Below are 9,123 nucleotides of genomic sequence, written 5' to 3' on the forward strand. Positions count from 1 at the left end.
AATTACAATTACTGATTTCTTACTCCGCGAGGTTGGCTATCTATATATTCCTCTATATCTGATAGCTTCCACCGCGTTGAATTTAATATTTGTACTGGTTGAGGAAAATTGCCTTTTTTCATATGAGCATAAAGTGTAGTCACACATACATTAAGCATTGAGGCGACTTCTCTTGCATTGAGTAATTTATCAGTTTCTTTTACGTTGGTTAATTTCTCAGTCATTCTGAATATCCTTTTTACGCAATAACACTAATCTACCTGAGTATTTATCTAAGATGATTTCTGCAGTAGTGTGCTTGTGACCTTCTTTATCTTTCCAGTTTCTGGTATGAAGTCGACCTTCAATCATCACACCATCGCCTTTTTCTAAAAGGTTATTTGCTAAATTTATAAGAGCATCATTAAAAACAGCGATAGTGTGCCATTCTAACTGTTCGTTAACTTCTCCGTCTCTATCTTTCCATCTCTCAGAAGTAACTAAACGGAATTTTAGCAGTTTTATTCCAGACTTAAGTTCAAAAAAGGTTAAATCTGTTGCAACATGTCCTATTAAGGTAACTCTATTTAATCCATACATTATTAATCCTTTTATTTAAGGTATCCGCCATTAAGCTGGTTACGATTTACTGCTTTGCTTAAATTAATCTTGTCGCCAGCCTGTTGACCTTCCGCAAAGGCAGGGGCGTTTATATCGGCCATAGATAAGTTATTGCCGTTTTTCCACTTGGTTATCGTGGAACAATAATTTTTTGCTGATAAGAGTTCTTCTTTGTCAATATTGTCTGAAAATATTTCTAAAATTCTTTGAGATATTCTTTTTATACACCCTTGCATAAACAATCTAACATTTAAATTAGTAGTAGATGGCGGTATTAATTTGCGTTTTTTATAATCTATAATTTGACGCTCTACACCTGTTTGTGCTACTTCCAAAATATAAGTTGCTATATCTACATAAGGCTTTTTACCATATATATGATATTCTGTTTCTTTACCTGTTAATGTAAAAACATTAGTAACTCTGCGCACCAAGATGACAACACATTTCCAATATAAATAACCAATTAAATCAGATTTAAATCTGTATATCTCATGATGCATTTGATAATTGGATTCATTAACTCCTAAACGCGTGAGTAGCTCTTCCGCTTTTCTTTTGGCGCTCTCTGCTTCGGCTGGGGTGCATCCATTTTCTTGCGTCATAGCAAGTAATGCTTCTATTCTTTTACGTAATTTATCATCCATCGTATTTAACCTTAAATTAATGTGGTGAGTAGCCCCTACCACCTAGAATTATTAAATTCCTAATCTTTCTCTATATAACTTTAATGTCTCTTCTTCTTGTTGTAAGACATCAGCCTCTTTTTTACGTAAAGCTATAATTGTTTTAACTGCTTTCGCATCAAAACCATTGCCTTTAAGCTCAAGATAAACTTGTTTTATATCTGTGTTGATTGTGTTTTTTTCTTCTTCTAATCTTTCGATTCTTTCGATGAATGAAAGTAATTGTTTAGCTGTGACTGTCTCTTGATTTTCTTCGAGAATTTCACTCATTTTTTTATCTCCTAATTAATAGTTTTAGATGGGTTATTGATATAATTAGCTTTGTTAGTGTCAGTTGTAGATTTGTCTAAAGAAAGAATAATATTATCAATAAGCTTTATTGAGTCTTGACCTGCTACAATATCTTTTCTTAATTCAAGCAATGTTTCTTTAACTGCTTGAGCGATTATCTTTACTGATTTTTCTTCTATATCCATTATTGCGTCTCCTTTAATTGTGTTTCCATATCTTTTATTTCTTGTAAAAATTTACTAACTTTTACTGTTATTTCGGCGATGAAATTATCATCACGTAATATGCGCTTTTCTTTAATTCTTAAACCTGCTGATTTACCTTCAAAGCGCGGGTCAAAACTAACAAAGTCACACCAAGCTCTACCTGTGCAAGCCATTTGCCACTGCATTTGTGCTATATATTCGGGTTTGATTTTATCATTAAGTAAAAAATCTAAATGTGTGGTAGATTGAGGGCATTTAACTTCAATAAGTCCATCTGCATTAATTAATCCATCAGGACTTGCGCCACTCATAGCTATAGTAGGGTGGTTTATAAAACCGCATTCAGTTATTACAACATCATTTAAAAATTTATATTCTTCTTTAGCTTGTGCTTCATATTCTACACCCCAGTCCATATATTTATTAGTTGGTTGTGAGAATATTTGCCCTGTTAGCCTTTCACTTAACAATTGCATTTTATAATCAGAATATTTCTTCAGAGGCTCTCCATTTTTCTGGCTAGCAATAATATCGTAAATACGTGATGGTTACTTTACCAAGCCTTGCTTGAAACCATTCTGCGCTATTCTGTTGCATCTTTATACTCTAAGTAACTATTGTTATCCTTGGTTAACTTCTTTTGGCTTTTTTGTAATTTCTTTAAAGCTATTTCCGCTTGGGTTTCTGTTAATTCTTCTAAGCTAGCTATGTTAAAATGTTCTAAGATAGTATTTTCATCTATAGCTGTAGTTTTTAGTAAGTTTTTAATTTGTTGTATTTTTTCTATATCAATTGTTGTAACTTCTAACACTGGCTGATTTATACGGTGGGCTTCATCTTCGTCAAAGATACCGCTATAACCAAAAGCATATCTTGCACATTGAATTAAGGCTTTATGACGTAACATGCGAGAAGGGTACTTTTTCCAAGTGTCACTATTTTGCATACATTCACTTAGATATTCAGTTACCTCTATTGGCATGGTTACATTTGCTAATTTTATACAGCAGGTTATAGAGATTAACTTACCATTTTCGTCTAGATTATCTCTAAATTGTAATCCGTCAAACTTGTTATTAGAATGAATTATCTTTACCCAGCCATCAACAGATACGATTGGCATAATACCACCGCCCCTTTTAGGGAAGGCATAAATTTCTTTAGTTAGGGGATTTAAACCATATTCATTTGCTACTGAAATAAAAGCGTGAAATTCTTCTGGTTTAGGGTCTCCTGACATACATGTTTTTACTACTGTTTCTTTGAATTTCTCAGGTGAAAAATTATATTTTTGTGCCATAAGGGCTAAAGGTGAATGTGTCATATTAATATCCTATAAGTATCTTGTGTTTAACATCTCACTAAATTCAAGTTCTGCATTTTGTTCTGCTTCATCTACTAACATTTGATAATAGTCAGATTCTTTTACGAAAATTGGTAAACAATCATTCTCAAAGTTTAATCTGCTGGCATGTAGATTACACCAGCTTCTAGACATGGCTTCGTTAGTATTGCCCATAGTATTATTTTTATGATTTACCCAATCTATTCGCTCTGCATCATTTTTAAAGTAAGCTATGTCATAAAAGATATCGTCTAATAACTGCTCTAAATCATTTATAAAGACATCTATATCTGTGTTAGTAGTTAGTTCAAATTGCATTGGATTATCTTTAAATAAATCCTTACAATGACCACCTAAGATAAGTTTAACTTTTATAACACTCATTTTATTATCCCTATTTTAGGTAAAGCACATCCGTGGCGAGAAATCGCATTAAGCTTTAAATTGTTTGATAATCTTTAGTTATTACCCCCGTAAAGGGCAGGGTTGATTTACTGATTTGAATTAGGCGAAATAGCCAAAATAAATAACAGTGCTATTAATACACATAATAAAATTAAGCCAATATTCATTTTATACTCCTAAGTAACGTCTTATTTTGTGGCTAATCGCCGAAATCAATTAACCACTACAGTGCCTGAAAACTTTAACTTACTGCCTGTTCTAGAGCGGGAACAATCTTTCTGCTTATTGCGCCGTTAGGTAATTGTTTAATAATCATTACTTTATTAAAACCTACTGGTATTTTTTTAATCATCTCGACCTCATAATTTATCTTTAGCCTTATCAGCTAGGGCGCATAGTAAGCCGTATAATTGTAATTTAAGCCTATTATCCCCTGTGCTTATTATCTGTTTAGCTAATTTCTTTATCTCTTCTAATTCGTTCATTTCACGACTTCTTATCTTCTTACCTAGACCAGTTCAGCCGTTGCTTCTTCGTGGTCTATGGGTATAATGTATATGCATAATGATTACAAGTCAATTAAAAATGTTGTCTTTATGCACATATTTTAATTACAAAAATAATAGAAAGTAGATTTATGAATACAAAAAATGAGATTTTAAGATTATTTAAAAGTCTGGATTTTGAAAAAAAAAGTATTTATAGAGTGTGTTAGGAATCTAGAGACTTCAGAACACGTAGATATAGAGCTAATTTTGCCTCATCTGCATTTGCCAAAAGTTGATTAAGTTCGTTTTCAATAGCTACTGATTCAGGGATAGGCGCGTTGCTCATTTTAGGCTCTGTGCCTTCTCCTGTTAATAGCCAGCCCTCACTTACTCTAAAAGCTTTTGCATAGCGTTTAGCACTACGGGATAACCCTCTTAGACCTTGTTCATGTTGGATGTATGTATGGTACGCCCACCCAAAAAAAAGAGCCGCAGCTCTTGCATTTTTAAATCCTCTTGCAATTCGTGCTTTAGTAAGTCTTTCTGCTTGTTCAGGTTTTTTCTCAGACATAGTATTACCTCTTATTAACATAATGCACAATAATCTATGTGCATTTCGCCTTGACATTTTTATAATCATAATGCATACATATTAGTATGACAAAAATAGATGCAAAACATATTCGTAAAAATCTTAATTTAACTTTAGATGAAATGGCTAAAAAGTTAGGAGTTAATAAGTCCACCGTATGGCGTTGGGAAAAATATGGTATCCCAAATCGCGGAGGTGTAGCATATTTATTACAATCCCTAACTCCCCCGCAAGGTAATAGTTGCGTTGGCGAAATACAACCTAAGGTTGAATCAAGTAACACAAACAGCCCATAGTAGGAAAAGGAAACTAAGATGGAAAACATACAATTACAGAGAAATACAATTAATCTAGCTCCAGAATGGCGGGAGATGTTCAGTAATAACGCAATTACTCAAATTACAGTTGTAACAGAGGATAACCGTACGTTTCATTGTGCAAATACCTATCTGTTTAAAGATAGCCCTAATTCAGGGGTTTATTTCTTAGATAACGGGGACATAATGATGTACGTTACACATGTGTCAGATGCTAATTTTGCCTGGATGGAAGTGAAAGGAGTTAAGAACGAAGACTGGGGAGATGAGGCAATCTATTTCCCGCGGAATAGGATAAAATATATAAAATTTAGAAGTAAAAAAACCACTTAACAAAGGAAACTAACATGACAGCAATCTTAATATTAATAGCTACTTTACCATCTTTGGTTTTTTATTACGCTTTTAGAAAATTACAAAAGCAAACTAAAGAAGCCAGACGACTGGATGGGTTAGTGTTACATAACAAATTAGAAGAAGAGAAGAAACGGCTAGAGACTGAACTTAAAGAACGTTATGGTACAGATGGACATGTAAGAACCTATCCTAATAATATTATCTCAAGGTTAATTTTAAACAAAAACTTAGAATTACAATTTTCAAAGAATAATAATTTTAAGTTTGAGGCATCCAGAGACCGTTACGGCAGGGATATATTAAAAATTTTCCATGGTGAAGAAGAAATTATCTTATATGCAGGAGCAGTTTCTGGTGGCTTTCTTTGTTGTCTAGAGTCTGAAATTAGAGAGCATAATAAGCAAGTAGATTATAACAATAGCCAGAAAAAGGACGCGCCTACTGAAATAACAGATGCGAGCCAAATACCAGAAGCAGTTAATTAGGTGAATATGTCAATTATAGGAGCGTGCAATGATTAATATAGAAGAGATAAAGCAATTTCTAGCTAGTAAGGGGTTATATCTACACGACATTAAAATACATGCGGGTGGAGATAACACTGTGACAGCGAGCATTAGAATAGCAAATCATAATAGTATAGAAGCTGGGTATATTTGGTTAGATGAACGTTTACCAATGCGTGCTAGCGTAGAGAACTATGTTGTTGATGATAAGAGTCCAACTACAAGATATTTTAAAATATGTGATGAGGATTAGAGTTATCAGTCTGATGGCTGGTAATAGTTGCAGGTTGTTTAGTCATGAGTTTATTCCTCTCTAAATTGTAGTTTGTTTTTTGTCTCTCTAACTTTACAATTTTCTAAATGAACCTGCAACTTTTAATAGAATACTACTAAGACTAAGCAATAAGGAAAGTAAATAATGAAACATCTTATAACCAGCCCTGAAGACATCGGCTTTACTCTTGATAAAGTACGTAAGCAACAAGGGTTATCCTTAGAAGATTTAGAAGGCTTGTCTGGCTGTTCTTATTCTTCATTATATCAATGGCGTGTAGGTAATAAGGAACCTAAGCTAAAAACAATTTTAAAAATGACAACAGCCTTAAAGGTAAAAGTAATTTTTGAAGTAGGGAATACTGAACAGAAGTAAGTGTTGCTATTTTTTAAATTGTTAAAGAGAACTCAAAGGAGATTAACAATGAGTGCAGATAATAATATACCGTGGGTTAGTTTTTATCCTGAACAGTGGCTTGCAGGAACTAGTGGAATGACCCCTTTTGAAAGGGGTATTTACATAACTCTAATAATGCTTATGTATAATAAAAAAGAACCTATAGCACTAAATGTAAAAAAATTAAGTAGAATCTGCGGTGCAAGCATAGAAGAATTTAGTGAAGCTTTAGAGGAACTAATAAATGATAATAAAATAATCCAATTAGAAGATGGTTCTTTATGGAATAATAAAGTATCAAAAGAATTAAATATCTCTAATGCTAACCCTAGCGGAGGGGATGATTATGAATAAAGAAGCAACACCTAAAGTTAATTGGATAAAATTTAATCCTGATGATTGGTTGGATGGAAATAAATTTTTAACACTTGAGGAAAGAGGTTTATATATTTCTCTTATTTCTGAAATGTATAAAGCAGGTAAGGCTATTACTGCAGATTATAATAAATTAATTTTATTATTTGGCGGAATAAGCAAGAAAAAATTCACTAGATTGCTAGATGGTTTAATATCAGCTGGTAAAATTTTTATTACTGCTGATAATATGCTTTGGAATAATAAGGTAGCTAAAGAGTTAGAAGATTCTAAAAATTATCTTAATAAACAGAAGGAAAACGGCATTAAAGGTGCTGAAGCCAAAAAGCAACGAATGGTTAAGGGTGGCTATAGCGACCCTACAAGCACCGCTGAAGCTAATAACAATAACAATAACAATAATAAAAAACCAAATACTAAAGTATTTGTCAAAAAAGCAAAAATCCCTCCAGATGATTTTAATATTTTTTGGGAAGAATATCCGCATAAGGTTGGTAAGTCGGTAGCTATCAAAGCTTATAGCTTGGCTAGGGAGACGGCAAGCTGTGATGTTATTTTGGATGGTTTGCGACGATACAAGCAATCCAAACCTGAGAGTTATCAATGGCTTAACCCTTCAACATTTTTAAACCAAAAGCGTTGGGAAGATGAACCAGCAAAGGTTATTAACTTACCCGTTACTAGCTGGAACAATGACCATAAGCGACAGGCTGAAACAGTGAAAGATATGGATTTTAGTAAGGTTTTTACTGATTTTGGACAAAAGGAGCAAGTGAATGCAACAGGCTAAACTTAACGAAATTGAAAGGAAATCTGAACAAATAAAACGGTTGTTCACGGTTTTACGTTCACCAAAGCTAACCCTAATTGAAAATATCAGCATGTTTATGACTGAATATGCTAAGGCGGTTGCACCTCTAACAGCTGATGAAACTAAAAAGTTAGTTGATGATTTGTTTATGGGTCATCATGGTGAATTAAAAGGTTATGTTCCTTCAATTGACCATTTTTACCGGTTAGTTAGAGCTATCTTGTCTCGTCGTGAATCTGCAAATAATTTAACTAAATCGCGAGAAGAACAGCTTGAGCTAGCGATAAAGCAATATGGTAAAATTGTGTTAGAGGATGTTTGTCCTTTTGAATATAACAAGCTAGTTGCAGATGGTTTATTAACTAGGGAAGATTATTATCACTATGGTTTAAAAACTATTCATTCACATTCTGCAGACCTTGATGCAATTAACGATTATGTATTGGATAATTTTTCTTGGCGTCAGCTTGAGGGAAGGAAGTTAACTCCTGATGAAGTAATATCAAAACTGCGACAAGTTAACCGTAATTGTAAGAGCTTGTTTAGGGTAAATAGTTATGGAAAAGCTTAAAGAGCAAAATTATTTATCCGCTGTAACATTAGCAAAAGCAGGTTATTATATCTTTCCATGTAGGGGAAAAGGTAAGCGAGCTAAAGCACCTTTATTAAAACAAAGCTGGCGCGCTATTTCAACCTTAGATTTAGAGCAGATAAAACTTTGGTGGGACAATTACCCAGATGCAATACCAGCTATAGATTTAGGAAAATCTAACTTAATAGTGTTAGATGCTGATAAAAAAGCTAATGTTGATGGTGTGGCTAATCTATTAGAGCTATTTAAACACTATGAATATGATATTAGCAATATTTTTACAGTTATTACAGCTAATAACGGCATTCATTTTTATTTTAAACAACCAAAAGATGTAATGCTAGGTAATGCTACAGGAGATTTGCCTCAAGGGGTAGATGTGCGTGGTGCCGGTGGTTATGTTATTGCTAGCGGTGCTATTCTGGAAGATGGTAAGAAATATATAGCTAAGGGTAGTTTTACTAATATTGTTACTTTGCCTAACTGGATAAAAGACATAATCACAAAGCCTAAGCCCGCTGTTAAGCATGTTACTAGAGTTAAAAAGCCATCTGTAAGTTCTTTGCTTGACGATAATTTTTTCGTCGCTATGTATGTAGATAAATTAGTGGCTGAGGAAATGCAACAGCTTCGTTATTCCGCTACTGGTACAGCTATTAATAAGTTATCTACCTCGGCTTTTAATCTTGGTACCTTGGTTGGTGCTCATGTGTTAAGTAAGATAGAAGCTATATCAAAATTAGAACATAATAGTTTCTATTTAGGATTAAAGGCTAAGGATGTATTAGCGACTATTAACTTAGGTTTACAAGCTGGTATAAGAAAACCACGTGATTTAAATGTGATGTGATTTGAGTTAGGTAAAGGTATCTAATCTGGAGG

Annotated in this window: 18 protein-coding genes and 1 pseudogene; 9 read left to right on the top strand and 10 right to left on the bottom strand. The window is 33.5% G+C overall.

All coding sequences use genetic code 11. The features are described from left to right. Positions 1-8: 8 nt before the first annotated feature. The 10 genes and pseudogenes from AB6T46_RS02835 to AB6T46_RS02880 all read right to left on the bottom strand — a co-directional run bounded on the left by AB6T46_RS02835 (position 9) and on the right by AB6T46_RS02880 (position 4,592). Positions 9-224, bottom strand: a complete 216-nt coding sequence (locus AB6T46_RS02835; protein WP_370931013.1) for a helix-turn-helix transcriptional regulator — start codon at positions 222-224, stop codon at positions 9-11. Continuing rightward, complete coding sequence (locus AB6T46_RS02840; protein WP_370931910.1) at positions 217-579, bottom strand: single-stranded DNA-binding protein; 363 nt, start codon at positions 577-579, stop codon at positions 217-219. The genes AB6T46_RS02835 and AB6T46_RS02840 overlap by 8 nt, the downstream gene beginning before the upstream one ends. Before the next feature lie 11 nt (positions 580-590). Beyond that, entirely contained in the window at positions 591-1,247 is a 657-nt protein-coding gene (locus AB6T46_RS02845) for a DUF2786 domain-containing protein (protein WP_370931911.1), read from the bottom strand. 51 nt (positions 1,248-1,298) lie between these two features. Beyond that, positions 1,299-1,556: a DUF2312 domain-containing protein gene (locus tag AB6T46_RS02850; RefSeq protein ID WP_370931912.1), complete on the bottom strand. Its 258-nt coding sequence runs from the start codon at positions 1,554-1,556 to the stop codon at positions 1,299-1,301. Positions 1,557-1,567: 11 nt separating this feature from the next. Beyond that, on the bottom strand, positions 1,568-1,762 hold the full coding sequence (locus tag AB6T46_RS02855) for a hypothetical protein (protein ID WP_370931011.1): 195 nt from the start codon (positions 1,760-1,762) through the stop codon (positions 1,568-1,570). Continuing rightward, positions 1,762-2,380, bottom strand: a pseudogene (locus tag AB6T46_RS02860) (lambda exonuclease family protein). The gene AB6T46_RS02855 and the pseudogene AB6T46_RS02860 overlap by 1 nt, the downstream one beginning before the upstream one ends. Next, positions 2,367-3,107, bottom strand: a complete 741-nt coding sequence (locus AB6T46_RS02865; RefSeq protein WP_370931913.1) for a recombinase RecT — start codon at positions 3,105-3,107, stop codon at positions 2,367-2,369. The pseudogene AB6T46_RS02860 and the gene AB6T46_RS02865 overlap by 14 nt, the downstream one beginning before the upstream one ends. Positions 3,108-3,116: 9 nt before the next feature. After that, positions 3,117-3,512 carry a hypothetical protein gene (locus AB6T46_RS02870; RefSeq protein WP_370931914.1) on the bottom strand — a complete coding sequence of 132 codons (396 nt, stop codon included), beginning with the start codon at positions 3,510-3,512 and terminating at the stop codon, positions 3,117-3,119. 380 nt (positions 3,513-3,892) lie between these two features. After that, positions 3,893-4,018, bottom strand: a complete 126-nt coding sequence (locus AB6T46_RS02875) for a hypothetical protein (RefSeq protein ID WP_370931915.1) — start codon at positions 4,016-4,018, stop codon at positions 3,893-3,895. A 226-nt stretch (positions 4,019-4,244) separates the two neighbouring features. After that, complete coding sequence (locus tag AB6T46_RS02880; RefSeq protein WP_370931916.1) at positions 4,245-4,592, bottom strand: XRE family transcriptional regulator; 348 nt, start codon at positions 4,590-4,592, stop codon at positions 4,245-4,247. An 86-nt stretch (positions 4,593-4,678) separates the two neighbouring features. On the opposite strand from AB6T46_RS02880, the gene AB6T46_RS02885 reads away from it, so the two are divergent. The 9 genes from AB6T46_RS02885 to AB6T46_RS02925 all read left to right on the top strand — a co-directional run bounded on the left by AB6T46_RS02885 (position 4,679) and on the right by AB6T46_RS02925 (position 9,091). Continuing rightward, entirely contained in the window at positions 4,679-4,909 is a 231-nt protein-coding gene (locus AB6T46_RS02885; protein WP_370931917.1) for a helix-turn-helix domain-containing protein, read from the top strand. An 18-nt stretch (positions 4,910-4,927) separates the two neighbouring features. Then, complete coding sequence (locus AB6T46_RS02890) at positions 4,928-5,263, top strand: hypothetical protein (protein WP_370931005.1); 336 nt, start codon at positions 4,928-4,930, stop codon at positions 5,261-5,263. Positions 5,264-5,277: 14 nt separating this feature from the next. Next, positions 5,278-5,772, top strand: a complete 495-nt coding sequence (locus AB6T46_RS02895) for a hypothetical protein (protein ID WP_370931068.1) — start codon at positions 5,278-5,280, stop codon at positions 5,770-5,772. A gap of 28 nt (positions 5,773-5,800) precedes the next feature. Continuing rightward, on the top strand, positions 5,801-6,046 hold the full coding sequence (locus AB6T46_RS02900; RefSeq protein ID WP_370931918.1) for a hypothetical protein: 246 nt from the start codon (positions 5,801-5,803) through the stop codon (positions 6,044-6,046). A gap of 165 nt (positions 6,047-6,211) precedes the next feature. Further along, complete coding sequence (locus AB6T46_RS02905) at positions 6,212-6,442, top strand: helix-turn-helix domain-containing protein (protein ID WP_370931067.1); 231 nt, start codon at positions 6,212-6,214, stop codon at positions 6,440-6,442. Positions 6,443-6,490: 48 nt separating this feature from the next. Beyond that, positions 6,491-6,817: a DUF1376 domain-containing protein gene (locus AB6T46_RS02910; protein WP_370931919.1), complete on the top strand. Its 327-nt coding sequence runs from the start codon at positions 6,491-6,493 to the stop codon at positions 6,815-6,817. Then, a complete protein-coding gene (locus AB6T46_RS02915) occupies positions 6,810-7,628 on the top strand; it encodes a DUF1376 domain-containing protein (protein WP_370931920.1) in 819 nt (272 codons plus the stop codon). Before AB6T46_RS02910 ends, AB6T46_RS02915 begins: the two co-directional genes overlap by 8 nt. Further along, a complete protein-coding gene (locus tag AB6T46_RS02920) occupies positions 7,615-8,220 on the top strand; it encodes a hypothetical protein (RefSeq protein ID WP_370931921.1) in 606 nt (201 codons plus the stop codon). Before AB6T46_RS02915 ends, AB6T46_RS02920 begins: the two co-directional genes overlap by 14 nt. Next, entirely contained in the window at positions 8,207-9,091 is an 885-nt protein-coding gene (locus AB6T46_RS02925) for a bifunctional DNA primase/polymerase (RefSeq protein WP_370931922.1), read from the top strand. Before AB6T46_RS02920 ends, AB6T46_RS02925 begins: the two co-directional genes overlap by 14 nt. Positions 9,092-9,123: the final 32 nt, after the last annotated feature.

Source organism: Bartonella sp. DGB1, assembly GCF_041345015.1.
Classification (GTDB): Bacteria; Pseudomonadota; Alphaproteobacteria; order Rhizobiales; family Rhizobiaceae; genus DGB1.

Excerpts from the sequence above, each read along its gene's own strand:
- AB6T46_RS02905 (WP_370931067.1), top strand. The coding sequence starts at position 6,212 with ATGAAACATCTTATAACCAGCCCTGAAGACATCGGCTTTACTCTTGAT.
- AB6T46_RS02910 (WP_370931919.1), top strand. The coding sequence starts at position 6,491 with ATGAGTGCAGATAATAATATACCGTGGGTTAGTTTTTATCCTGAACAG.
- AB6T46_RS02900 (WP_370931918.1), top strand. The coding sequence starts at position 5,801 with ATGATTAATATAGAAGAGATAAAGCAATTTCTAGCTAGTAAGGGGTTA.
- AB6T46_RS02840 (WP_370931910.1), bottom strand. The coding sequence starts at position 579 with ATGTATGGATTAAATAGAGTTACCTTAATAGGACATGTTGCAACAGAT.
- AB6T46_RS02920 (WP_370931921.1), top strand. The coding sequence starts at position 7,615 with ATGCAACAGGCTAAACTTAACGAAATTGAAAGGAAATCTGAACAAATA.
- AB6T46_RS02915 (WP_370931920.1), top strand. The coding sequence starts at position 6,810 with ATGAATAAAGAAGCAACACCTAAAGTTAATTGGATAAAATTTAATCCT.
- AB6T46_RS02925 (WP_370931922.1), top strand. The coding sequence starts at position 8,207 with ATGGAAAAGCTTAAAGAGCAAAATTATTTATCCGCTGTAACATTAGCA.
- AB6T46_RS02885 (WP_370931917.1), top strand. The coding sequence starts at position 4,679 with ATGACAAAAATAGATGCAAAACATATTCGTAAAAATCTTAATTTAACT.
- AB6T46_RS02845 (WP_370931911.1), bottom strand. The coding sequence starts at position 1,247 with ATGGATGATAAATTACGTAAAAGAATAGAAGCATTACTTGCTATGACG.
- AB6T46_RS02835 (WP_370931013.1), bottom strand. The coding sequence starts at position 224 with ATGACTGAGAAATTAACCAACGTAAAAGAAACTGATAAATTACTCAAT.
- AB6T46_RS02855 (WP_370931011.1), bottom strand. The coding sequence starts at position 1,762 with ATGGATATAGAAGAAAAATCAGTAAAGATAATCGCTCAAGCAGTTAAA.
- AB6T46_RS02880 (WP_370931916.1), bottom strand. The coding sequence starts at position 4,592 with ATGTCTGAGAAAAAACCTGAACAAGCAGAAAGACTTACTAAAGCACGA.
- AB6T46_RS02870 (WP_370931914.1), bottom strand. The coding sequence starts at position 3,512 with ATGAGTGTTATAAAAGTTAAACTTATCTTAGGTGGTCATTGTAAGGAT.
- AB6T46_RS02850 (WP_370931912.1), bottom strand. The coding sequence starts at position 1,556 with ATGAGTGAAATTCTCGAAGAAAATCAAGAGACAGTCACAGCTAAACAA.
- AB6T46_RS02875 (WP_370931915.1), bottom strand. The coding sequence starts at position 4,018 with ATGAACGAATTAGAAGAGATAAAGAAATTAGCTAAACAGATAATAAGC.
- AB6T46_RS02890 (WP_370931005.1), top strand. The coding sequence starts at position 4,928 with ATGGAAAACATACAATTACAGAGAAATACAATTAATCTAGCTCCAGAA.
- AB6T46_RS02895 (WP_370931068.1), top strand. The coding sequence starts at position 5,278 with ATGACAGCAATCTTAATATTAATAGCTACTTTACCATCTTTGGTTTTT.
- AB6T46_RS02865 (WP_370931913.1), bottom strand. The coding sequence starts at position 3,107 with ATGACACATTCACCTTTAGCCCTTATGGCACAAAAATATAATTTTTCA.